At 63.8% G+C, this 24,424-nt stretch carries 14 protein-coding genes; 9 read left to right on the forward strand and 5 right to left on the reverse strand.

Annotated features, from left to right (window positions below; translation table 11 throughout):
- Window positions 1-35: 35 nt before the first annotated feature.
- A complete protein-coding gene (locus G3N93_RS04210) occupies window positions 36-2,237 on the reverse strand; it encodes a glycoside hydrolase family 3 C-terminal domain-containing protein (RefSeq protein WP_206132333.1) in 2,202 nt (733 codons plus the stop codon).
- Window positions 2,238-3,754: 1,517 nt separating this feature from the next.
- On the opposite strand from G3N93_RS04210, the gene G3N93_RS04215 reads away from it, so the two are divergent.
- The 3 genes from G3N93_RS04215 (at window position 3,755) to G3N93_RS04225 (ending at window position 8,439) form a co-directional block, all read left to right on the forward strand.
- Window positions 3,755-5,530, forward strand: coding sequence for a serine aminopeptidase domain-containing protein (locus tag G3N93_RS04215; protein ID WP_206132341.1), 1,776 nt, complete (start codon window positions 3,755-3,757; stop codon window positions 5,528-5,530).
- A 424-nt stretch (window positions 5,531-5,954) separates the two neighbouring features.
- Window positions 5,955-7,130: a glycosyltransferase gene (locus tag G3N93_RS04220; RefSeq protein WP_206132334.1), complete on the forward strand. Its 1,176-nt coding sequence runs from the start codon at window positions 5,955-5,957 to the stop codon at window positions 7,128-7,130.
- A 55-nt stretch (window positions 7,131-7,185) separates the two neighbouring features.
- A complete protein-coding gene (locus tag G3N93_RS04225; protein ID WP_174942349.1) occupies window positions 7,186-8,439 on the forward strand; it encodes a flippase in 1,254 nt (417 codons plus the stop codon).
- A gap of 130 nt (window positions 8,440-8,569) precedes the next feature.
- On the opposite strand, the gene G3N93_RS04230 is transcribed toward G3N93_RS04225, so the two are convergent.
- Window positions 8,570-9,751, reverse strand: coding sequence for a polysaccharide biosynthesis/export family protein (locus G3N93_RS04230; protein ID WP_206132335.1), 1,182 nt, complete (start codon window positions 9,749-9,751; stop codon window positions 8,570-8,572).
- 573 nt (window positions 9,752-10,324) lie between these two features.
- Here G3N93_RS04230 and G3N93_RS04235 point away from each other — a divergent pair.
- From G3N93_RS04235 to G3N93_RS04250, 4 genes are all read left to right on the forward strand, one after another.
- On the forward strand, window positions 10,325-12,640 hold the full coding sequence (locus G3N93_RS04235; protein ID WP_206132336.1) for a GNVR domain-containing protein: 2,316 nt from the start codon (window positions 10,325-10,327) through the stop codon (window positions 12,638-12,640).
- Between the two features lie 218 nt (window positions 12,641-12,858).
- Window positions 12,859-14,283 (forward strand): DUF6418 domain-containing protein, encoded by a 1,425-nt coding sequence (locus G3N93_RS04240; protein WP_206132337.1) that lies wholly within the window; start codon window positions 12,859-12,861, stop codon window positions 14,281-14,283.
- Window positions 14,284-14,492: 209 nt separating this feature from the next.
- On the forward strand, window positions 14,493-15,638 hold the full coding sequence (locus tag G3N93_RS04245; RefSeq protein WP_174983011.1) for an acyltransferase: 1,146 nt from the start codon (window positions 14,493-14,495) through the stop codon (window positions 15,636-15,638).
- 58 nt (window positions 15,639-15,696) lie between these two features.
- Window positions 15,697-16,959: a nitrous oxide reductase family maturation protein NosD gene (locus tag G3N93_RS04250; protein WP_206132338.1), complete on the forward strand. Its 1,263-nt coding sequence runs from the start codon at window positions 15,697-15,699 to the stop codon at window positions 16,957-16,959.
- Between the two features lie 36 nt (window positions 16,960-16,995).
- On the opposite strand, the gene G3N93_RS04255 is transcribed toward G3N93_RS04250, so the two are convergent.
- Both G3N93_RS04255 and G3N93_RS04260 read right to left on the reverse strand, forming a co-directional pair.
- Window positions 16,996-18,576, reverse strand: coding sequence for a mannose-1-phosphate guanylyltransferase/mannose-6-phosphate isomerase (locus tag G3N93_RS04255; protein WP_174942365.1), 1,581 nt, complete (start codon window positions 18,574-18,576; stop codon window positions 16,996-16,998).
- Window positions 18,573-19,235 (reverse strand): GNAT family N-acetyltransferase, encoded by a 663-nt coding sequence (locus tag G3N93_RS04260; protein WP_174935619.1) that lies wholly within the window; start codon window positions 19,233-19,235, stop codon window positions 18,573-18,575. The genes G3N93_RS04255 and G3N93_RS04260 overlap by 4 nt, the downstream gene beginning before the upstream one ends.
- 204 nt (window positions 19,236-19,439) lie before the next feature.
- On the opposite strand from G3N93_RS04260, the gene G3N93_RS04265 reads away from it, so the two are divergent.
- Window positions 19,440-20,663, forward strand: coding sequence for a glycosyltransferase family 4 protein (locus G3N93_RS04265; RefSeq protein ID WP_206122430.1), 1,224 nt, complete (start codon window positions 19,440-19,442; stop codon window positions 20,661-20,663).
- 690 nt (window positions 20,664-21,353) lie between these two features.
- A complete protein-coding gene (locus G3N93_RS04270; RefSeq protein WP_174935615.1) occupies window positions 21,354-22,745 on the forward strand; it encodes a sigma-54 dependent transcriptional regulator in 1,392 nt (463 codons plus the stop codon).
- Between the two features lie 46 nt (window positions 22,746-22,791).
- On the opposite strand, the gene G3N93_RS04275 is transcribed toward G3N93_RS04270, so the two are convergent.
- On the reverse strand, window positions 22,792-24,424 hold a 1,633-nt coding region (locus G3N93_RS04275), incomplete at its 5' end, for a glycoside hydrolase family 2 protein (protein WP_206132339.1).

Here is a 24,424-nt window from a genome sequence, read left to right on the forward strand (position 1 = left end):
CGACGTGCGCGGCTCCTCCGTCGGGCTATCGCCGCTCAGTGCCCCTGCAACCGGATATCCCGCGACGATGCACCGACATACACCGTCCCGCCCGGCACCATGCGCCAGCCGTTACGCGACGTATCCCACACGCTCTGCATGCGCGGCGACACGGTGACGCGCACGCGCCGCGTCTCGCCCGGATTCAGCCGGATCTTCTCCCAGCCGACCAGCCGCTTCGGCGGTTCGTCCTTGTACGGCACGCCGAGATAGACCTGCGGCGTTTCCGCGCCGGCCACGCGCCCGTCGTTACGCACGGTGAACGCGACGCTCAGCGCCCCGTCCCACTGCTTCGCCACCGACAGGCCCGAATACGCGAAGTGCGTGTACGACAGCCCGTAGCCGAACTCGAACATCGGCTTGATGTTGTGCGCGTCATACCAGCGATAGCCCATGTTCAGCTTTTCCGCATAGACGGGATCGTTGTCGAACGTGCCGTTTTGCCCCCAGGTCGGCGAATCCTGATCGCGCGCGGGGAACGTGACGGGCAGCTTGCCGGACGGATTCACCGCGCCGAACAGCACGTTCGCGATCGCCTTGCCGCCGGCTTCGCCCGGATACCACGCTTCGACGATCGCGGATACCTGTTCCTTCCACGGCATCAGCACCGGGTTGCCGCTCTGGACGACGACGATCGTGTGCGGATTCGCGTGCGCGACGGCTTCGACGAGCGCGTCCTGGTTCGACGGGTTCGCGAGGCTCAGGCTCTGGAGATCACCGAAATCCTCGCCGGCCGGCTGCGCGACCACGACGATCGCGACGTCCGAACGGCCCGCGAGCGCCGCGGCCTGGTCGATCTCCTGCTGCGTGTACGCGCGGAACGGCGATTGCTGATCGCTGTTGCCGGCATACGTGACCTGCGCGGCCGGTGCGAGCGCGCGGATCGCCGCGACGATCGGCACGTCGACCTTCAGCCACGGATTGCGCCACCAGCTGCATCCGGTCGACGACCCGAACGTCAGGCCGCCGCAGCCCGCGAACGATCCCGACACGGGGTCGCGCGTGTTGCCCGAGCCGCCGCCGGACAGCACGGCCGCATCGGCATGGCCGCCGATCACGGCGATATGCGACAGCGCCGACGCCGCAAGCGGCAACTGGTTGCCGTCGTTCTTCAGCAGCACGATCGACTGCTCGGAAGCAGCCTGCGCGAACCGGTTCGCAGCCGCGAAATCGATCGTGCCGCCGCCCTTGGCCGGATCGTCCATCACACCGACGCGGATCATCACTGCCAGCTTGCGTCGCACCATGTCGTCGAGTCGTGCAGTCGACACCGAGCCGTTCGCGATGGCCTGCTTGACGGCTGCCGGCGTCAGGTACACGGTCGATCCGACGTCTTCTTCCTCGTCGAGCCCGGCGTTGATCGCGGCGGCGGTGCTGTGCGTCGCGCCCCAGTCGGACTGTACCTGGCCCTGGAAGCCCCATTCGTTCTTCAGCACGTCGTTCAGCAGGTGAGGGTTCTCGCAAGCGTACGCGCCGTTCAGGCGGTTGTAGCTGCACATCACGCTGCCGGGCCGCCCGCGCTTCGCGGCGATCTCGAACGGCAGCAGGTAGAGCTCGCGCAGCGTGCGCTCGTCGATCTGCGTGTTGCCGCCCATCCGGCCGTGCTCCTGCTCGTTGCCGGCATAGTGCTTGATGGTCGCGATGACTTTCTGCCGCTGCGTGGCGAGCGTGCGTTCGGCGAGCAGGTCGCCGGCGAGCAGCGGATCCTCGCCGAGATATTCGAACAGGCGGCCGCCGCGCGGTTCGCGCGCGAGGTTGGTACCGCCGCCCAGGCCCATGCCGAATCCTTGCGCGCGCAACTGGATTGCGACCTGCTTGCCGTAGTCGTACGACAGGCGTCGATCCCAGCTCGCGGCCACGGCAATCGTCGCGGGGAACGTCGTGCTGGCCTGCGACGTGCTGCCGGAACCCGTCGCTGAATCGACCATGTTCAGGTCGGGAATGCCGAGCCGCGGCACGCCCTGGATGTAGCCGGCGCCGCCGCCCGGCACCTTGGACATTTCGTATTGCGAATGAATGAATTGAAGTTTTTCGTCGAGTGTCATCTTGCGCACGAGCAGGTCCGCGCGTCGAACCGCCGCGGCAGACGCAAACGCATCGGTCGCGTCGCCCTGCGCGTTGAAATCGGCGTCGCCCGCATAGGCGGTGGTGCAGAGGGTCGCTGCCAGCACGACGGCCGGCCAGAGTGTGTCCCGCATGTTGCTCTCCATGATCGTATTGCCGGTTGTTCGGATGATGTCTGGAGCTGCGCACGTCCGGTGGATTCGCACCGGACGCAATTGGCTGGCGATGCAGGGTGGTTGCGCGTCGGCATGCCAGGCCAGGCGGGGAATCGTTACGGCCGGTTGGGCCCGACCGGCGCACGCGGGCGGCGACGCACGGGCCGCCCGACGCTGCCGAATCGGATGTAGCGATTCTCTGCAGTGACAAATGGTATGAATGTAGTTTGACTACAGCATCGGTGTTTCTACTGATATGTCCGATCTTTCTTCGGCAGGGGCGCGCAGCGGGGTGGAAAGGTGGTCATCGTTCCCGATGGCGGGGGTGTGGTCGGGTAAGAAGTACCTGGGAGCGGGTGTATTTGCACAGCAGTCGTGTGGCGACGCGTGCGTTCTTTTTCGTTTCGTTGCGTGCGCATCGAACCGGGCTTCGGTGATTTCGCGCACTGTTTGTCGGGAACGCCGCTTCGATTCCGAGACTTGGGAAATAGCGATTGTGCCGAGCTCAACGAGGCAGCCCCGTCTTTGTGTGCGGTGTTGAGTGAGGTCGCTCACATATGTCCCGTGCCGAACGGTGTTCAATCGTGTATTGCCGTGCGGGTTGTCCCACCGTGACCGTCATGCGCGGCAGTGACAGCAATCGTGTGCCGATGACGCCACCAGAGGCAATCGACCGGGCGGGTTCGCGACCGGGGCGCTGGTGCGTGTCCATGCGGCAAGCGAGACGAAGGTATTCGTGCCGGGCGAAGTGCCCCGTCCGGCGATGCTTACCTCGACCGACGGACGAAGAATCCTGGCGAAGCGCTTGGTCACATGGGCGGCGTTGAACGTACGGCGGACCTGTACGGTGCGGCCACGGGGCCGGTAGCCGAGCCCAGGTCTACACGTTGACGGGCGCGCGTCACATCGTCCACCCGTGCCGGGCGGTCGGTCGGGGCGACCGTGCACGATCGGCGGCGAGCCTTGCATGACAGTGGCGCCGCAGGTCCGCGAAGGCACGTTGTACAAATGTAATGTGACGTACGAAATTTGTCGGGATTGAGTGGCCTAATCGTCGATATTCGAGCGGGCCGCCGTGTCTGGCGTGTCAGGCTGATCCGGGGGGAAGGAACGGAAATGTAACGTCATCCGACCAAAAAATTACCAAGACCAATCTCAACCCAGAGGCGCTTGCAGGTCAGGCGATCCTCGACAGGCACTCGCCGGACCCGGTCGGGCACGCGGGTGTTTTCACATACGGGCGTTTTTGTGGGAACCCAAATCGATACGCAAGGACGGAGCCGGTTACGGGGAATCGGCTCGCATCGTCGCAACGTCAGTCGTTCCCGATTTGTTTTGTGCGGCCGCGCGAACGGGCAGCCTCGTTGCGGCCGCAAGTTGAAGTTCACACGGATGCATGTGCAGTCGTTTCCGGTACCCGGATGCCTGCTTCGAGGTATCCGGCAGGCATCCAGCAGCGCATCGCGCCATCAGGTGTACAGCGCAAGGACCGGATCATGACACCCATTCAGTTCAACGGATGTGTCGGCTGGTTTCACGCAGGCAATCGCCCGCATGGCATCGTGATTTGCGAGCCGCTCGGTCACGAGGCGCTCTGGCTTCACAAACTCGTGCGCTCGCTCGCCGAGCATCTCGCCGATCGGGGCTTTCCGGTGCTGCGATTCCACTATCCGGCGAGCGGCGACTCGCTGGGCGACGAACACGATGCCGACCGCTTCGACCATATGCTCGCGAGCGTTCGGCATGCCGTCGATGCGTTGCGCGAGCGTGTCGTGTCGGACACGCTGACGCTCGTCGGCGTGCGCGCCGGCGCCGCGTTGGCGCTCCTCGCCGCGGACGGCATCCCCGGATTCACGCGCTTCGTTGCGCTGGCGCCCGTGGTGCGCGGCCGCGGCTACCTGCGCGAGCTTTCTCTCGTCGCGCAACGCTGGCTCGATAACGCGCCGCCTGCCGTGCGGGATGCGATTCGAGAGGAACGTCCCCTCCATGTGCTCGGGCACGCGTATCCCGATGATCTCGTCGCGGCCCTTCGAGGCATCAACCTGTGCGAGTCTGCGGGGCGGTTTCAGGCATTGCCGTCGCGCGCGTTGCTCGTCGATGCGCCGTACGGCGACGCGCCTGCCTTGTCGGATGCGCTACAGGCACGCGGTGTTTCTGTCGAAGTTCGGACCTGCCCCGATTGGGGCAGCATCATGAGGGAGCCGGTCTGGTCGCGGCTACCCGACGGATTGCTCGACACGATCGCGAACTGGATCGACGACGGTTCCAATGCGGCCGTTCGCGTTCCCGTGCGGGAATCCGAGTCGGCCGTGACGCTGGCCGGGGAGGGCTGTATCGAACGGTTGATCTCCGTGGGGCCAGGGCGATTGGCTGGCGTGCTGTGCGAACCGGCCGGCAGCATCCGACGCGCTGCCGCGCCGACCCTGCTGATTACCAATACGGCGGCCAATCCGCATGTCGCCGACGGTCGGTTTGCGGTTCGACTTGCCCGGTCGCTCGCGGCATCGGGTATCAGCAGCCTGCGCATCGATTCGAGCGGCATCGGCGACAGCGGCCCGCGTGCGAGAGACGATCAGTCGGACATCCCGTATTCGGATCAGGTGATTGTCGATATCGCATCCGCAGCCGACTGGTTGAAGGAGCAGGGGCATCGCGAAATCGTTGCGTTCGGGATTTGCTCTGGCGCGTACGCATCACTTCATGCCGCCGCGCGCGAGCATTTCGCCGGCGTGATTGCGGTCAATCTTCCGGTTTTCATCTGGCCGCGCGGAGCAACGCTCGCGGATGCCGTCAATAACCAGACAAATTCGATGCGCGGCTACTGGGCGTCGCTGCGCAGCCGCCACAAGCTGCGTCGTCTGATACTCGAAGGGCGCGATCCACGGCCGGTCCTGCGTGCGCTGTTCCGTTTGGTCGCGGGCATCATGACCGTGCCCGTCAAGCGGGTCGGTGAGCATTTCGGCTGGCGGCCGGGTAACGAGACGCCTCGTGGATTGCTGCATGGCATGTCGACTGGCGGCATCCGTACCCATCTCGTCTACGGCACGTTCGATACGGGCGTCGACGCGCTCGTTCGGCATTTTGGCCCCGCATCCCGTGCGTTCGGGCATTGGCCGAACGTATCCGTCGACCTGCAGGACACGCTCGACCATTCGTTGCACGGCAACGCCGCTGCGCAGTACGTGGTCACCCGTTGCGCCGAGCTGCTGGCCTCCTGGTACGCGCCGGCCGAATTCTCGGTACCCGCGCAACCGGAGCACGCGCCCTCATGACGTTCGAGCAGACGTCGCACGCAGGCCCGACCGGGCGGCGATCGCGACGTCTCTCTCGTGCGGGCGTCTCGGGAGCGCGGCAACGGGGCGTCGGCCGGTGGTGGTTTTGCCAAAGTCTCCCGCTAACGTAACCGGACGAACAGATCCGCTGCTTCGGTCACCTTATCCTGACCGTGTCGAATTTTCATGGGGTTGCCGGTTCGCAAGCGCCATCGCGACTCCGTCCAGGAATGACAATGAAGCAAGCGTGTCTGGCACATCGAAAGTGGGATAGGCGTCACCGCCAGCGGGTAACGCACGATCTTGCGCAGGCGACACGGGATGACGCCGGTTCGCGAAACGAACGAGCGAACGTCGGGCCCGGTCATGCCGGCGACGACGTGGCATCGCAATCGCGACATTGCGTCCACCGAGGTCGATCGTGATGCATGTGCTGGTGATCAACGACTTCGTTCGGAAGGGCGGGGGCGAGGAAGTGTACCGGGTGTCCGTCGACGTGCTTCGTGCTTGCCACGGCGTGGTGGTCGAAACCTTTGACGAGCGTGCATTGCCCGATGTCGCAGGCGGCGGCCGCGCACGTGCATGGTCACGTGCCGCAGCGCGTGCGCTCCTCACGCTGCTCGATCGATTTCGCCCGCAACGCATCCTCGTACACAATTACCACAACCTGCTGTCGAGCGCGATTCTGCCCGTGCTCGCTCGCTACAAGCGGCTCTCGGGATGTGGTCTGTTCATGACCGCGCACGATTACCATTTGCTGTTCTACAACCCGAGCCTGCTGATCTATTCCCGCGGGCGCGCGCAGCCGTTGCCGATCGACCAGCTGCATCGCGGCCGGCGCATCGCTCTCGTGGCGAGCCCGCGCGGCTTTGTTCACGATGTCGCGAAGAAGCTGCACTGGCATGCGGTCAATGCGCTGTTCGACCCGCTTGGCCTGTTTGACGAGATTCTCTGTCCGAGTCCGTTCATGCGCGACCTCATAGCGCAGGGTGGCCGAACACGCGCCACGCTGGTGCCGAACCCGATCGACTCGACGCTGGTTCCCCGTCCGCCCAAACCCGCCCGGGGCGATCGCCTCGATCTGGCATTCGTCGGTCGTGTGGACGCGGACAAGGGCCTCGGCCGGTTTCTCGCGCTCATGAGCGAATCGGCCGGCGATGCGATTGCGTCGCTGACTGTCTATGGCGACGGAGCGGAGCGGGCCCACCTCGAGACACATCACGCGACACTCGTCGAGTCGGGGCGGCTGCGTTTCGCCGGGCGCCTCGATCATGCAACGTTGTTCGCCGCGCTACCCACGCACGACGCGCTCGTGTTGCCGTCGATCTGGGTGGAAAATGCCCCGCTCGTAATTGTCGAGGCGGCGATGCTCGGCCTGCCGGCGCTCGTGCATGACATCGGAAGCCTGTCGACCTTTGGCGACGAGATCGGCAACAAGATTCTCTACCGAAACACGTCCGAAGGCTTCTCGCGCGCGCTCGCCGAACTGCGCGCGCACCTCGATAGCGAAAATCGTCACTACGACTGGTCGCGTTACTCGGTCGAATGCTACGCGTCGTCGCTGTGTGCCGTACTCGGCATCGGTAGGGATGTACCGTGAACGTGGGCACATTGGAAGTCGCGGCACACTGTTTACTCTCAGCCCAGAAAGCACGATGACCGCTGTCCGAAAAAATTTTGCGTTGTTGTTCGCGTTGCAAATCTCGACGTACGTCGTGCCGCTCGTCACGTTGCCCCTGCTGACGCGCGTACTCGGCCCACTGCAATACGGACGATTGTCGTTCGTGCTGGCGGTGACGACGTATTTCATCAACCTTGCCAATTACAGCTTCGACCTGACCGCGACGCCCCGTGTCGCGCTGGCGGACGGCAGGGTGGAACGATCCCGCATTTTCTGGGCAACGGTTTGTGCCCAATGGGCGATCACGGTCGCCGGCTTCGCCGTACTCGTTGCCCTGACCCTGCTCATTCCGCATTTCGCGGCAGAACGCACGGCCCTGCTGATCGGCTTCGGGATGGCGGTGGGCGCCGCGCTTACACCGGGCTGGTACTTTCAGGGCATCCAGAAGTTGAGCGTCTACAGTGCCACGGTGGTCGTGTACCGTGCATGCAGCGTCGCGGCCTTCTTCATGTGGGTGCGCACGCCGGACGATCTCCTGCACGCGGTTGCGATCAACGCTGCGGTGCCGCTGCTTTGCGGGGTGACGTTGCTTGCGTACCTGTTCTTCCGTCGCGAGATCGAAACCGTCCGCGTGCGGTTCGCCGACATCGCTGCCGCCCTGAAAGGCGGCTCACAGGTATTTCTGGCATCGACGTCGATCTCGTTCTACGCATCGACCAATACCGTTCTGCTGAGTATCGTTTCGGGAAGTGTCGCCGCCGGCTATTTTGCGGCCGGTGACAAGTTGATTCGGGCCGCGGTCGGCCTGCTTCAACCGCTGAGAGCCGCAACCTATCCGCACGTGACGTACCTGATGCATCACGCGCGTGACGACGCGTTTGCGTTCTTGCGAAAGCTGATCGTGCTGCAGGGCGCGCTGGTGCTGGCCATGTCGGCAACGATCTACGCCAGCGCACCATTCGTCGTGCGGATCCTGTACGGCAGCTCGTTTGCGCCGACGGTCGGCGTACTGCGTTGTCTGGCGCTGGTGCCGTTCATGGCATGCATGACCGACCTGTTCGGCGTTCAAACCATGTTGCCGATGGGCATGAAGCGCGCCTTCAGCATCATCCTGATCTCGTCAGGGGTGTTGAATGTGACGCTGCTGCCGCCGCTTGCGATGCTGTTCGCGGAGCGCGGGGCGGCTATCGCGGTGTTGATCGCCGAATCGGCCGTCGCTATCGCGCTCGCGTATGTACTCTGTCGTGACCGGGTCGGCCTGATCAATCTGTCGGCGCGTTCGGGTTGATGCGATTTGCGCGCTGCCGGGGCGGCGGCGCTGGCAGCGTGATGCGTTGGACTCGCGATCCTTCCACGCTGCTGCCGTGGCGGAATGCGAGTCGACAGGCGTCGCGGTTCCCGTCCTGCCGATCTTCCGGTTACTTGGTGACGAGCGCCCCGGTCAACCCCGCGCTGATCGCCGGCAGCAACAGGTTCAGCACGCGGCTTGCGCGGACCAGGCCGGTGTTGTCGACATACACGATATCCTTCGACGCGAGCGGAAACTGATTCGCGAGCAGCATCGAGACGGGCGACTTCAGGTCGAGGTGAAAGATGACCGGCTCGCTGTCGACGGCCTTGCGCAGCACGAAAACCTGCTGGGCGTTCGACGTCTGCTGATTGAGTTGCCCGGCCTCCGAAAGCGCCGCACTCAAGGTGAGCGAGCCATCGCGCAGGGGCGGCACGGCCAGCGGCTTGTTCACTTCACCCATGACATAGACGGGATTGTCGTCGCGAGCACCCACATGCAGCAGGTCGCCTGGCTGCAGCATGATGGCGGCGGGACTTTTGCCGGTCTTCATCATCTGCGCGACATTCACCGGATAGATCTCGCCGTTGCGCGTGACGGTCACGCGACTCTGATCCGCGGTCGGCGCAAAGCCGCCCGCGCGATTGACCGCTTCCACCAGTGTCATCGGAATGTCGTTGATCGTCTGCGAGCCAGGGGCGCGTACTTCGCCGTCCACATACACTTGCTCGGCACGGAACGATGCCACGCGAACGGTCACCTGTGGTTTGACGAACACTTTCCTGAGTTCGGTATCGAGTTCCCGCTGGACCTGCGCCGCGGTCTTTCCGGCCGCGTGGATCGGTCGCGTCACGTAGGGAAACTGCACGTTGCCGTCGCTATCGACAACGAAACCCGGCGCTGCGTCGGAGGGCTTCGTGTTCTGCGTCGGCTGGCCGACAGCGGCGGCGAATTCGGGGTGATCCCAAACCGTGATTTGCAACACGTCACCCGGGCCGAGCTTGTAGGCCCCCGGCTTGCCGAGCAAATTGCTCGGGATCGACCGCGCGGGAAGGTGCTTCTGTTCCGTGTGAATCTGGTTGATCAGCGTCAGATCGATCTGCTTGACCGCGACCTTCATGTCGCTGGTCACGTCGCCATTGTCGGCGGTCGTGACCGGCAACGCAGCCGGCTCTGCCATGTGCTGGCCGGGCGCAAACGCACACGCTGAAAGCAGGGTGGACATCGCCAGGGAGATCGCGGCGCGCATTCGACGCACGGCAGGGTCGTTCTTTTTCAGCGCGAGCGCATCGAATAGCTGGGGGGTGTTCATATCGTCATTCAGCATGGTAAGCCGGCCGATCTGCCGGCCGGGTAGGCCTGTATTCAGAAACAATTTAAATAAATTTAATGCTCGCCGTGCCTTCTAGATTGGAAGATTTTTCATCTCGACACCCCGATATCAATGGTCCTGTGTCGCCTTGTTTGATAAAGATCGTCAAATCGAGGTGACGCGATGAATGATATGAAAAGACGTATTCACGTCACATTTCTGATTGCGCCGTCAAGCCACAGTATTGTCATGGGTTGCCGGAAGCGGAAACAACAACGCGTACTTAACATAGCACGAGACAGGTTGGCAACCCAGTGATTTGCACCACCAGTGCTTATTAATGTAAGCCATCGCACTTAGCGTACCGGGCATTTATCGCATAGTGGCCGGGACAAACAGAATCATTGGTGTTCCCGGGGCGACGGTTCAGTGACGTACTTTTTGCCGATCTACGGCCGGATGCAGGGCCGGCGCCCGGGATGGCGCGACCTGGCATGCGTCGCGCGGCACGCATGGCCACGAGCACGCGCCGCCACGTGAAGCCCGGCAGGGTGGCAATTTGGGAGTTTATGCATGGCATTGGATCGACCTTCGCCGAATGAGTACCGGGACGGAGCGGGAAATATTTCTCGCGACGCGTCCCGCTTTACACTGGCCGAATTGCTCGAAAATGTATTTTATTATCGAGTGGCGTTTATTTCTGTTTTCATGGGGTGTCTGCTGCTGGCATTTGTTTATGCCATTTCGGCGACGCCGATTTACTCGGTTGATACACTGATACAGGTCCAGGAAAACAAGCATAGCGCGCTGGGTTCGCTCTCCGAGATTTCGAATGCACTGGATATTCAGAATTCTGCCGTAGTCGGCGAAATCGATATCGCTCGTTCGCGCACGGTCGTCACCCAGGCGATCGAGGCAACCGCCGCGCAGGCGGAAGTTTCAGTCAGTAACCGGATTCCGCTTGTAGCAGGTTTTCTGGGTTCGATCCTGTCGAAAGATGCGAATGGTCTCGTCATTCCGCTGTTCAATACGCCGTTCTGGGCGTGGGGCGGTGAACGAGTCGAATTCAGCAAATTCGATGTCCCGGAAGCACAGCTTGGCAAAAAGCTGGAGTTCGATTACCTCGAAGGCAATCGGTTCGTGTTGAAGGACAGCGATGGTCAGGAGGTGTTGAAGGGGGAAATCGGCACGCCGAGCGAGGGTAACGGTTATCGCGTGGATGTGTCGCGGATCGTGGCGCGCGCCGGTACGGAGTTCCGTGTCCGGCGGGTTGCCACGCCCGTGCGACTCGACGCCATCCTGACCAAGTTGAGCGGGGCCGAAACGAAGCGGCAGTCGGGCATCATGCAGCTCAATCTAGAGGATCCCGATCCGGTGTTTGCCGCGCGACTGCTCAACGCCATCGCCGCGGCTTATCTGGATGTCAACGCGAAACGGCGTTCGGAGGATGCCGAGCGCAGCCAGGCATTCCTCGACGCGCAGCTGCCGGCCGTGAAGGCGCGGCTGGAGCAGGCGGAGCAGGCGCTGAACACGTTCCGCAATTCGCAAGGGTCGATCGATTCGCAAGGCGATGTCAGGCTGCTCATTGACCAATTGGCGCTTGTCGACAAGGCGCGGCTCGAAGCCAAGCTCGAGTATCAGGACTTGTCATCCAAGTATGTTGCCGGGCAGCCCCAGATCGCGGCCGTCGTCAACAAGCTGAAGACGCTCGATCAGCAGTCGGCCGAATTGAAAAGCAAAGTGGCGCATTTGCCGTCGCAGCAGCAGACCTATTTGCGTCTGGCGCGAGACGTTGAAGTCAATAACCAGCTGTACGTCGGCTTGCTGAACAACACGCAGCAGTTGCAGATTGCGAAAGCAGGCACGGTCGGCAATGCGGCGATCATTGACAAGGCCGATGTGAGCGACAAGCCGATTCGGCCGAAGCGAATGCTCGTGATCGTGCTGGGCGCGGTGGTCGGACTGGTACTGGGCGTTGCCGTGGCGCAGGGCTATGCATTGTTTTTCAGGCGCGTTCGCGATCCGAAGCACCTGGAATCGATGGTGGGCGTCCCGATGCTTGGCGTACTCCCGTCATCGCGTCAACAGATCGAGGCCGACTTGAACGACAGGTCGGCTTTCATGGCCGTGAGGGAGCATCCGGATACGCCGCTCGCCGAAGCAATTGCGGATCTGGCCTTGCTGTTGCATTGCAGGATGACCACCGAGCGAGGCAGCGCAAAGACCGTTCTGATTACGTCTCCCGAGCCGGGGCAGGGCAAGTCGATGATCTCCGCCAATCTTGCCTGCTTGTCCGCGGATAGCGGCATCAAGACCTTGCTTGTGCGTGCGAGTGCGGGCCAGGCGAGCATTGAGCGATGCCTGCCGTTGAAAGCCGAGAAGTGTTTGTCGGATGTGCTGACAGGCCCGCTCGATCTCAAGAAGGCGATCTCGCGCGTTCATGACAATCTTGACGTGCTGCCTGCCGGAAAAGGGGGCAAGCCTTTGCGGAACCTGTATGGCACCGACAAGCTGGACGCGCTGTTCACTTCACTGCGAGGTGCATACGACCTGATCATCGTGGATGCGCCAATGGCCCATCCGGCCGCAAACGTCGCCATGTTGTCGAGGTTCGCCGACATCACGCTGATGGTGGTGAGGCAAGGGTCGGTCAGCTACGCCGGTGTGGAGGAAGCGATCGAGAACCTGAAGAAGTTCGGCGCGGATGTGGATGGCCTGGTGTTCAATGGCTTCGAGCCCTCACCGTTTCGCTACGGCTATTACGCGAACGCCAGTCGACAGGCGAAGGAAACGCGGACGCAGGTCAGTCCTCGCCATGTGGCATCCGATACGTTTTTGTTCAGGGCATGGACGCGAGTCAGAAAGGAGCTGCTCAGAAACGTTGCGTGATATTGACGGGCGCGGAGCGTGGCAGATGAGCAATCGGGCCGTGGTGGGAAGCAAACGTCAGGTCGATACGGATACGGCGCGAGCGATGTCGTTCGTTGCGCCCGAGCCGGCCATGCGTTCCCGGATGCAGTGCGCCACGTCCCTGATCTCCTGCGATCGGCTCGCAGCTGCATGGTGCAGGTGCGTGAAGGAAGGAACGAATTTCGGGTTGCGGCACGATGGGTAAGACGACGGGAACATTGGGAGGCAGCGGCGGCTTCGTATCCGCCACCGGCGTGATTGGTTTGACGCTATTCACGCTGGCATTGCTGTTCAACGCGGCGATGCCGGCGCTCGGAATGGCGAAATCGAGCGCCCTGTGCACGTTGCTGCTGGCAACACTGGGGCTCGTCGGCCTGGTCAGAACGCGCCCGGTGTTTGCCGTGTCGATGCTTTACGTGCTGGCGATCGCCATGACCGCATTCCTTGCGGGCGTGGGATTGGAGGACGGTGGCTATCTGACGGAAACCGATGTCATCGGCGACGCGACCGGGGCATTCAGCCGGCTCCTGTCGTTCTACGTGGTTTTTGTCGTCTGTGCGCTCGTTGCCTTCGGTCGATTTCTGGACGAACGCCCGGTGCGGGCGTCGATCCGGGCGCGGATAACGTTGCAACCGATCAGCATCGCGATGGGGTTCGGACTCGCGGCCACGATTATCGCGATCGGTGTGATCGCCGGTCTGACGTCGGGGTTCTCGTTGTTTTCCGGCATCAATCGATATGCGCTGCGGAATGATTCATCGAACGGGATGATGTTCAACCTGTTCCTGAACAATCAGTCCTTCATGGGCTTTCTGCTGGGCACCATCGCCACCAGTTCCGACAAGCGCATCCGGGTGGCGGCGATCCTGACGATGGCCGTCGACCTGGCGCTCAACGTGATGCATGGCGAGCAATTCATGGCAGTGCTGCACATCGGGCTGTGCTCGCTTGCCCCGTTCATTTCGATTCATGCGATGAACGGCAAGCCGGTCGTTCGTTATCTGGGTATCGGTGCGGGATTGGCGCTATTGCTCGGTGCCGTTTCCATCGTCTACTCCTACAGGGGGCAGGGGCTTGAAGTAACCGACATGCTCTCTTCGCGCTTCCTGCTGCAGGGCCAGCCGTGGTACGTGGTCGACAACGACGCGCAATTGTTCACGGCGCCGAGGCTCGGTGGCACGGATGCATTCTGGCGATTCGTGCACTCGCTCGGCTCCTGGACCATGCCGACGTTTTTCGACGACTCCGAACCGAGCGGCTTGCGTGACCTGATGAAGTCGTACACCGAGCCAAGCGTGCTCAGGGCCTACATGTTCGACGACGTCACCTTCACGATGGGGAACATGGCGGTGCCCGTGTATTGGTTCGGCTATGCCGGGGGCGCGCTCTTCGTCGCGATGACCGGCCTGGTGTACGGCGCGCTCGGCGCGCTGCAGATCGTGGTTGCGATGCGCGGCGGGGTCGTGATGCTATGGCTGATGGCGAAGGTCTTTTCATATGCGACCTTCGCCGTCCAGCAAGGCGAATACTGGATGATGTTCGGCTCGCGCACGGTTTTTTATGCGCTTCTCGCACTCGCGTGGTGGTATTGGGTCGATGCGAAGCATTCAGACGTCAAATGAACCACGCCGGGCCATCCCGAGGCCTTTCGCCAGCGTGTGTTTTCGTCGTTCAGCGGTGCGGGCCGCGAGGAAGTTGTCGAAGCCCGCTCGGCGATCGCTTGATTGTGAGCATGTGCAGTGCGCCTCTGTCTGCTTCGTCAAGGTCGGAAATGGATGGTCCGGTCTTGCAGGCGGGCAGTCTTGTACCTTGAGTCTTCATCATTCCAGTCATGTCAAAAGCGAAGGATTCGGAGCGGTTTGACCATATCGACGCAATGCGTGCCGTTGCGGTGATCCTCGTCATCTGGACGCACTTTGCCGAACGGTTCGTCCCCCTTGCCGGCTCACAGTATGTGCTCGACACCCTGCAGCGTTCCGTGAATTTCGGAAGAATCGGGGTAGTCGTTTTCTTTGCGATCAGCGGCATGCTGATTCCAACCAGCCTGCACGGCGAGATCGGCGCGGGCACGAAGCGGTTTCTCGTTCGACGATTCCTTCGGCTGTATCCGGCATATTGGCTGGCGCTTCCTGCCGGGTATTTTGTTCACTGGTATCTGTTCGACAAAAGAATGGACATCCATGGCTTTCTGGCCAATGTGACCATGATTCCGGCCGCGTTTGGGGAAAGTCTGATCCTGCCTCATGGCTGGACGCTGGAAACGGAGTTGTATTTTTACGGGTTGTGTCTGATTTTGTTCTGGTGCGGGGCGCTTCACCGGATGCTCCATTTGTGTCTTGTCACGATCGGGCTGTGCGGGCTGTTTGTGCTGACCCTGGAGTTGCGACTCTTCCCGGCGGATCTTCTCAGTCAGTACAAGACCATGCCGTACCACCTCGGCATCATGTTCTGGGGCGCCTGCTTTCGGATGGCGTATGACAATCCTTCGCAATTGCTGCGTATCAGGTTGGCCAGGAGCGGTGCGCTGTCTCGACTATCGCTGACTTACAGGTCGGCGGTCGCCTGCGTGACGATACCGGTCGTCGGCATTGCGCTGGTGGGGGCCATCGAGGATTGGCGTCATCACAACGCGTTTCATCTTCCTATTTCGCTCGCTTACATGATCGGCATCGCGACATTCGCGATACTGGCAACCTTGCTGAAGCTTCGCATCCGTCTGCTTTCGTGGATCGGAAAGATCAGTTACTCGGTCTACCTGTTGCACAGTCTTCCGCTTTTCGTGGCTTTCTGGTTGTGTCAGCGTTTCCACATCGTTGGATGGCCGCTTGGCCTTTACATGATCGTACCGATCGTGCCTTTGATTCCATTGGCGTGGGCCGGCTACCGACTGTGTGAAGCTCCGTTCGTGAAGCTTGCGCGTACGCTCACGTCGCGTCGGGGAAGCCGTGTGTTCGCATCGGGCGATGCGACCGGCTGATTCCGCCGGGCGGATTCGCGGACGTGTGGGTCAGCTCGTTCCATGGAAATGATTCGATATGCGCGGATCGCAATACCTGTCTCGCGTATGCACCGGTATAGCCGGCCTGATGATCGCTGGCGGGCTGTCGTGGCCGGGATGCGCCGAAGCCGTATCCGCCGCACCGGCACCGCGTGCGATTCATGCGGACCTACCGGATGCGTACATTCATCCCGCCCCGGATGCAGCCGATCAGGCTGATGCCGTGCAACGCGCGCTGGACGCGCTGCGGCCGGGCCAGCGATTGGTGTTCATGCCCGGACGGTATGTTGTCGGCCGTTCGTTGGTCGTGCGGCAGCGGCATGTCGTGCTGTCGGGTTTCGGCGCAACGCTGATTGCGACCGATCCCGGTAATCAGACGATCGAGATGCAGGCGGACGGTACGACGCTCGTCGGGTTTCATTTCAAGGGAACCGGCACGACGCGTCTCGACACGCCGGAGTCGACCAAGGTCGAGGTGACGGGGCACGACGTGCAGGTGCTCGACAACGTCATCGACGGCGGTGCCAGCGCGGGCATATTCGTGTTTGGCGGATCGGACGTCGCGATCGTCGGCAATCAGGTGCACTCGACACTCGCGGACGGCATTCACATGACGCACGGCACGCGCAACGTGCTGGTCCAGGGCAATGTCGTGCGCGGTACCGGCGACGACATGATCGCCGTGGTGAGCTACCAGGCCGACGGGGCGCTGAGCCGCAACGTGCTGATTACCGGCAACTCGCTCGAAGGCAACACGTGGGGGCGCGGGATCACGGTGGTCGGCGGCGCGGACGTGACGATCTCGAACAACATCGTGCGTGACGTGCAGGTCAGTGCGGGGATCCTCGTTGCGCAGGAGGATAGCTACCGAACCTACGGCGCGTCCGACGTCCGGGTCGAGAACAACGTGATTTCGTCCATCCAGACCGAGGCGGGCCGGACCGATCCGCGCCCGCTCACACAGCAGGCCGCGATCGACGTCAGTACGTGGTCGGGCTCGGTGACGCGCGTGGTCGTCATCGGCAACCGCGTGTCGCACGCGCGGTTTGACGGCATTCGCGTGTGGGGAAACGTGTCGCAGTACCGGATCGCGGATAACCGGTTGTTCGCGATCGGCGGGGAGCCGGTGCAGGTGGGTGGGGACGGAGGCTGTTCCTCGGATGGCGCGAAGGCCGAGCAGTGCAAGGCGGCGGTCATGCAGCTGGCGTCGGTCGACGTGGTCGGGGCCGACACGTCGGCGTTGCCCCATGTGCGCGAAGCGCTCAGGCAGGCGCGCCCGCCGCAGCGCGGCATCGATTGACGCATCGATGCACGCGCCGGCTTGCGCGGCACGCGATTACCGCACGACGTCTCCCTCTGTCACTTGCACCTGCGGTTCCGGTGCAGCGAGCGGCACCGCGTGCGTTTCCGGCAGCGTGTCGACGACCGGACGCCCGTACTGGTCGTCGAAGCGCACGATATCGTCTTCGCCGAGATAGTTGCCCGATTGCACTTCGATGATTTCGAGCGGAATGCGGCCGGGATTCTCGAGACGATGGACTTCGCCGACGGCGATATAGGTCGACTCGTTCTCGCTGAGCAGAAAGGTCTCGTTGCCGCGCGTCACCTTTGCCGTGCCGTGCACGACGATCCAGTGCTCGGCGCGGTGATAGTGCATCTGCAGCGACAGCCGCTTGCCCGGTTCGACGACGATCCGCTTTACCTGGAACCGCTCGCCGAGATCGATCGAATCGTAATGTCCCCACGGACGCTGCACCTTGCGGTGTTCGCTCGCCTGCGGGCGCCGGTCGCTCTTCAGGCGCGCGACGATGTTCTTCACGCGCTGCACGTCGTGCTTGTTCGCGACGAGCACCGCGTCGGGCGTTTCGATCACGACGACATCCTTCATGCCGACGCACGCGATGAGACGGCCTTCCGAACGCACGAGGCTGTCCTGCGTATCCTCGAACACGATCGGGCCGCGGGCGACGTTGCCGTGGTCGTCCTTCGGCATGATTTCCCAGATCGCATCCCACGTGCCGACGTCCGACCAGCCGGCCGAGAGCGGCACCACGATGCCTTCGATGCCCAGTTCGCTGCTGTCGGCCAGGCGCTCCATGACCGCATAGTCGATCGAGTCGGACGGGCAGGCGTCGAAGGCCGCGGCGTCGATCCGGAAGAACGGATCGTCTGCGACGCCCGCACGCCACGCCGACTCGCAGGCCGCATGGATCTCGGGCGCCAGTGCGTGAATCGCCTTGAGCCAGACCGATGCGCGTGTGACGAAAATGCCGCTGTTCCACCAGTAGTCGCCCGACTGCAGATAGCGCTCGGCGAGCGCCGCGTCGGGTTTCTCGACGAAGCGTCCGATCGAATAACCGCCTTGTCCGCCGTGGCGGCTCGTCCGCGGCTCGCCGACCCGGATATAGCCGTAGCCCGTTTCCGCGCGGCGGGGCAGCACGCCGAGCGTCACGATCGCGCCTTCCTGCGCATAACGTGCCGCGCGCGCAATCGCGTCCTGGAACGCGCCGACATCGGCGATCACGTGATCGGCCGGCATCACCGCGAGCACGGGATCGTCCTCGAGCTCGCTGGCGTCGAGCGCGGCAAGCGTGAGCGCCGGTGCCGTGTTGCGCGCCGCGGGTTCGAGCAGGATGCGGGCGGGCGCCGCACGGTCGACCACTTGCGCGGCGCTCATGATGCGATGCTGTTCGCCGCACACCAGCAACAGCGTGTCGCCCAGCACCGCGTTCGTGATGCCGTTCAGGCGGCGCGCCGTCGCGGACAACGGCGATTCGTTCGAGGTCAGCTCGATCAGCTGCTTCGGATACTGTTCGCGCGACAGCGGCCAGAGGCGCGTGCCGGACCCGCCGGCGAGGATGACCGGCAGGATGCGTGGAAGGTCGGGGGCGGGAACCGGGCGTAGGGTGCGTGTCATCGGTTGGCTCCGGTATCGGCGGGCAGCAGGTTGCGTACGCGGCCGTCGGCACGCGCGTCTTCGTTTCCGGGCCGGGCTGCCGAAATGGTCCGGGACAGCAGCTGGCGCAGCGCGCCGGCGGTGCGGTCGGCAGGCCGGATCATGCCGACGAACGGCGCACCCTGTTCGAGATACGGCCCGTATGCCTTGCGGAATCCGAAGCGTTTGTAGAACGCCTGGCGCGGCGCGGGAACGTGCATGCGCAGCGCGGCGTCCGGCCATGCGGCCAGCGCGGCGGTCAGCGCGCGTTCGAGCAGGTGTTCGAGCGTATCGCCGTCACGGCACGCTTCGCTCGTCAGTACCTTGTCGATCACGACGTCCGGATCGATGTCGTCGCCGGGCAGGAGCCGTGCGTAAGCCGCGACTTCCGCCACGTCGCCGTTGCGTACGGTCGCATAGACGTGCAATGCGCCCGCGTCCTTGCCGTCGATGTCGAGATGGGTATGCGCATCCTCCACGACCAGCACGGCGTTGCGTGCGCGCAGGATTGCATAGAGATCGACGGCGCTCAGATGTTCGAATTCACAACAATGCCATTCCATGATGCGGTCCTCGTGTGAAACCTTCAGCACGCCGTGCCGCACGAATACGTTCGTCCAGTGCGAAGCGGCGATGATCATGATGCGGATACCGCGCGCGCCGGTCTGTTCGAAAGCTTACCCACGCTCGGGGTTCGCACGAGCATGGCGTCGTCCGCCAACAGCGTCGTAATGTCCGCTAGCACACATCGGCGGTGCCGGTGCTTTCCGATAATTGCCACGGCATGGCGGCTGCGTCGCGCGGCTCGCCTTTATCGAACGTCAATGGAGAATCGGGAGCGGTACTTGAAGATTGCGATCGTTCACGACTGGCTGGTCGTGCCTGGCGGCGCCGAACGCGTGCTGGCGCACATGATCGACTGCTTTCCGCAGGCCGATGTCTACAGCCTCGTCGATTTCCTCGAGGATCGGGACTGCCTGCGCGGCCGCGCGGTGCGCACGTCCTTCATCCAGAAGCTGCCGTTCGCGCGTAAGCGCTACCGCAGCTACCTGCCGTTGTTTCCTCTGGCCATCGAACAGTTCGACCTGTCGGCGTACGATGTCGTGCTGTCGAGTTCGTATGCGGTTGCGAAGGGCGTGCTCACCGGCCCGGACCAGTTCCACGCCAGCTACGTGCATTCGCCGGTGCGCTATGCGTGGGACCTGCAGCACCAGTACCTGAACGAGGCCGGGCTCGCACGCGGGCTGAAATCGGCCATCGCGCGCGCGCTGTTGCATTACATCCGCAATTGGGATGCGCGTTCGGCGAACGGCGTCGATCGCGTGGCCGCCAATTCGAACTTCATCGCGCGCCGCATCCGCAAGACCTACCGGCGCGAGGCGACGGTGATCTATCCGCCGGTCGACGTCGACCACCTGTCGCTACGGCCGGACAAGGAGGCGTTCTACCTCACCGCTTCGCGGCTCGTGCCTTACAAGCGGATCGACCTGATCGTCGACGCGTTCTCGCGTACGCCGGAACGCCGCCTCGTCGTGATCGGCGACGGGCCGGAGATGGCGAAGATCCGCGCGCTGGCCGGGCCGAACGTCACGCTGCTCGGTTACCAGCCGTTCGATGTGCTGCACGACCACCTGCAGCGTGCGCGTGCATTCGTGTTCGCTGCGGAAGAGGACTTCGGCATTTCGCCGGTCGAGGCGCAGGCATGCGGCACGCCCGTGATTGCGTACGGGAAGGGCGGCGTGCGCGAGTCGGTGCGCCCGTGGCCGGTCGCCGGCGCAACGGGCCTGTTCTACCGCGCGCAGACGGTCGACGCACTGGTCGATGCGCTTGCCAGATTCGAAGCGCTGCCGCGGGGGGCGATCGATCCGCATGCGTGTCGCGCGAATGCCGAGTTCTTCGGCTCGGCGCGCTTTCGGGACGAGTTCACGCGCTTCGTGATGAATGGCTATGTTGCGTTGCAGGAGGAGATGGCCGGTCCCGCCGGTTTCACGCCGCGCGACGAGGCGTCGACCGAGGACGGCACGCGCGATCGGCCGGTCCGGGAGGGCGAGACGACGCTGCGAACCTGAGCGGCGATCGCGCGGGTTGATTACGGAGTGTAACGGCTGGGCGGCCGGTGCGCCGTGCCCGGGCGGCGCAGCCGGCCGGCTGCGCGCGCGATTATGCGGCGTGTGGCGTGCGGTGCCGGTTTTTTTAAAGGATTTCGGTGAAAATCACGCGCAATCGAGGGGGCCTTTCTGGCGGAAATGTAGTATTTGCCACTGATTGACGTGAATGCTGAGAGAGAATCAAATCTCAGTAGCCAAAGGTGTGTCGCGCGGGGCGACCGGCTGCGTAACCGGATGATTCAGGATTATCTTTTGGTAACAAGACCATCTCGAAACGGGGTGTAAATTCACGAACGGATGAAGTGCGACGGTCATTCCGCTTAGGGGTTGGCCGCGATCTGGTTCAGCATCGGGCGCGACTGTCGTGTACGACGCGACGCACATGCGGACGGATGCTCCGTTTGCCGACGTGCCCCGCCTGCCGGCGGGTCGCGTCAAAGCGGGAACGTCGTGGCTCCCGCAGCCGCGCGTTCCCTTCGAGTTCGATGACAACGAGGCCGGATGACAGCCGGCTCGACCTCCGGGGGCTCTCGCCGTGTGCAGTTTCGATCTTCGCCAAAGCTGCGGAAACGCGGCGCGGAAAGGTGGCCACGCGCCGCCGGCCGCAGCGCACGCGAACGGTTCGCGGAGTGGAGAAAGTGATGGTTCGTTATGAATATGCCAATAACGCGCGATAAGATCGCCGACGCGGGGAGTGGTAACGGGCAGCGTCCGCTGATTTACTGGACGCAGTCGCCGTCCGTCATGCTCCGAAAGGAACTGGCGCGACGCGACTGGAAGGTATCGATCGTCGCGCAGGCGAGCGAGTTGCGCGACACGTCCGGCGAAATCACCTGCGGCATCCTCGACCTGAGCGGCGGCCATGCCGACGCGATCGGCAGCATCGCGTCGACCTGTGCGTCGATGCGCGACGTCGTCTGGGTCGCACTCATCGACGTCGGCCAGACCGCTGCGCCGAACGTGCGTGCGCTATTGCGCGATTATTGCTTCGATTACGTCACGTTGCCCGCGTCGCATCAGCGGATCGCCGATACGGTCGGCCACGCGTACGGCATGGAATGCCTGTTCGCGCGCGACCGCGAACGGCTCGAATCGGAAGAGAAAGGCATCGTCGGTACCTGCAGCGCGATGCTGCGGTTGTTCGATACGGTGCGGCGCTTCGCACGCACCGACGCACCGGTGTTCGTGTTCGGCGAAACGGGGACCGGCAAGGAGTTGACGGCGGTCGCGATCCATCGCCATTCGGAGCGCCGCAACGGCCCGTTCGTCGCGGTCAACTGCGGCGCCATTCCGCCGCATTTGCTGCAATCCGAACTGTTCGGCTATGAGCGCGGTGCGTTTACCGGCGCGAATGCACGCAAGATCGGCTATGTCGAAGCGGCGAGCGGCGGCACGCTGCTGCTCGACGAGATCGGCGACCTGCCGCACGAGAGCCAGGCGAGCCTGCTGCGTTTTCTGCAGGAGCGCGCAATTCATCGCTTGGGCGGCAGCGATCCGGTGCCGGTCGATGTCCGGATCGTGTCGGCCACGCACGTCGACCTGCGCGAAGCGATGGAGGAAGGGCGCTTTCGGCCGGACCTGTTCCACCGTCTGTGCGTGATGCGCATCGACCAGCCGCCGCTGCGCGCGCGCGGCAAGGACATCGAGCTGCTTGCGCATCACATGCTCGAACGCTTCCGCGGCGATGCGCGCCACCGCGTGCGCGGCTTCTCGACGGATGCGATTACCGCACTTTACAAGCACGACTGGCCGGGCAATGTTCGCGAACTGATCAACCGTGTGCGCCGCGCGGTCGTGATGACGGAAGGGCGCCTGATCACCGCGCAGGATCTCGAGCTCGAATACTGTCTCGACGCCGCGTCACCGTCGGTGGCCGACATTCGCAAGTCGATCGAGCGCGAGGCAATCGAAACCGCACTGCTGCGCACGCGCGGACGCGTCGCGGCTTCAGCGCGCGAGCTCGGCGTGTCGCGCGCGACGCTGTATCGCTGGATGGAGGCATACGGGATCGAGCGACCGCGCGGCACGGGCTCGTCCGACTGAGATTCGACAGGGGCGCTCGCGGCTTTCAGCCACCGCGAGCGTCGCGTCAACCGGCCTGCGTGGCGCGCACCGTGCGCGCGGCGTTCACGGCGCGGATTTCCACGGCCGGCGGCCCATTGGCTGCGGCCTCATTCTTGCCGATCATTTCAAGCGGAACGAGCGCGACGCGCGCCGGCGTGCCGGGCGCGAGATGGAACCAGTCGTCGCGCGGCACGAAGCCCGGCGCATCGATTTGCACATGGCGCGCGACGTGCCGTGTGTCGATGTCGACGTGCCACGTGTCACCGGTGCGCGACACGCACGCTTCCAGCCCGAGTTCACGGCGTGCCAGCACGGCCGGATGCGTGCGGGACGGGAAATGGAACGCCTGTGACAGCAGCGTGCCGTCGTCGGCGCGCAGTGTTGCGACGACGGTGTCGTGTTCGCAGGGCCCGAAGCGGTACGCATAGGTCCAGTCGAAGAACCGGCCGAGCAGCTCGGCCGAGCCGATCCGCACCGCGTCGTGTGCCGCGATCCGCACCGGGCAGCCGGCCCGCGCGACCGGTGTGCGGCCGTCGCGCAGCGCGACCAGCTCGAGCGCGGCCGACAGCGGCGCCGGGCGCTCGTTGACGACATGCACGTCGAGCCCGTTCAAGCCTTCGTCGACCAGCAGCACCTGCACGGGCTGCAGGACCTGGCGCAACGCATGCCACGCCGATTTCGGCCGATGCGCGGCGTCGATCACCCCCCAGCCGGCGCCCGGCATCACATCCTGGAACTGCCAGACGAGCGCGCCGGCGCAGTGCGAGCCGGTGCGCCGCCATTCGGAAAACGTTTCGCGCATCAGGTCCGCGACCACCGCGCGCGACAGCTCGAAGTAGCGCGACGGATCCTCGCGCCGCAGCCGGTCGGGCACGACGTCGTAGAGCGTCTGCAGATAGTGGTCGCGGATGTCCTCGAAATCCCACGACGTGCCGGGGTCGCGCGGCACGGCTGCCTTCCAGCGCGGCTCGTGCACGCCGGGCCAGCCGAGCTCGGCGAGCGTGGCGTCGCACGGCACGTTGGAGAACGCGAGGCATTCGCTCGCGAAGCGCACGTCCGCGCGGCGCGCGTCGTCGAGCGGACGCAGGTATGCACCGACGCCGTAGTAGTGCGACACGCGTTCGCGCGGTGCGAACGGCAGCACGCCGCCGTCGGGCGAATCGGGCACATACGGGACGTCGGGCCGGCATGCGGCCGCATGGCCGGCCAGCCGGTCGGCGGTCAGCTCGAGGAAGCGCTGCTTCGGCCCGAGCCCGGACATCGCGGCCTGTTGCGCGATCTCGCTGCCGCCGCACAGTACGGCGAGCGACGGCGATGCGCTGTGACGCGACAGGAACTGCCGGGCTTCGCGATCGACGTTGTCCGCGAATGCGGGATCGTCGAGCGCGTAGTCGAAGTTCGCGAACATGAAATCCTGCCAGACCAGCAGCCCGAGCCGGTCGCACCAGGCGTGAAAGGCATCCGCCTCGTAGGTCATCGTGCCGCCGACGCGGATCATGTTGAAGCCCGCGTCGCGCGCGAGCCCGAGCAGGCGGGCGTAGGTGGCGTCGTCCGCGTGCAGTGCGAGCGGCGCGGCGCTGCTCCAGCATGCGCCGCGCGCGAACACGGGCACGCCGTTGATGCGCAGCCCGAAGCCCTTGCCGTCGGCGCCGGCGTCG

Origin of the sequence: Burkholderia sp. Se-20378 (genome assembly GCF_017104665.1) — a bacterium.
GTDB lineage: Bacteria > Pseudomonadota > Gammaproteobacteria > Burkholderiales > Burkholderiaceae > Burkholderia > Burkholderia lata.

Excerpts from the sequence above, each read along its gene's own strand:
- G3N93_RS04210 (WP_206132333.1), bottom strand. The coding sequence starts at position 2,237 with ATGCGGGACACACTCTGGCCGGCCGTCGTGCTGGCAGCGACCCTCTGC.
- G3N93_RS04215 (WP_206132341.1), top strand. The coding sequence starts at position 3,755 with ATGACACCCATTCAGTTCAACGGATGTGTCGGCTGGTTTCACGCAGGC.
- G3N93_RS04220 (WP_206132334.1), top strand. The coding sequence starts at position 5,955 with ATGCATGTGCTGGTGATCAACGACTTCGTTCGGAAGGGCGGGGGCGAG.
- G3N93_RS04225 (WP_174942349.1), top strand. The coding sequence starts at position 7,186 with ATGACCGCTGTCCGAAAAAATTTTGCGTTGTTGTTCGCGTTGCAAATC.
- G3N93_RS04230 (WP_206132335.1), bottom strand. The coding sequence starts at position 9,751 with ATGAACACCCCCCAGCTATTCGATGCGCTCGCGCTGAAAAAGAACGAC.
- G3N93_RS04235 (WP_206132336.1), top strand. The coding sequence starts at position 10,325 with ATGGCATTGGATCGACCTTCGCCGAATGAGTACCGGGACGGAGCGGGA.
- G3N93_RS04240 (WP_206132337.1), top strand. The coding sequence starts at position 12,859 with ATGGGTAAGACGACGGGAACATTGGGAGGCAGCGGCGGCTTCGTATCC.
- G3N93_RS04245 (WP_174983011.1), top strand. The coding sequence starts at position 14,493 with ATGTCAAAAGCGAAGGATTCGGAGCGGTTTGACCATATCGACGCAATG.
- G3N93_RS04250 (WP_206132338.1), top strand. The coding sequence starts at position 15,697 with ATGCGCGGATCGCAATACCTGTCTCGCGTATGCACCGGTATAGCCGGC.
- G3N93_RS04255 (WP_174942365.1), bottom strand. The coding sequence starts at position 18,576 with ATGACACGCACCCTACGCCCGGTTCCCGCCCCCGACCTTCCACGCATC.
- G3N93_RS04260 (WP_174935619.1), bottom strand. The coding sequence starts at position 19,235 with ATGATCATCGCCGCTTCGCACTGGACGAACGTATTCGTGCGGCACGGC.
- G3N93_RS04270 (WP_174935615.1), top strand. The coding sequence starts at position 21,354 with ATGAATATGCCAATAACGCGCGATAAGATCGCCGACGCGGGGAGTGGT.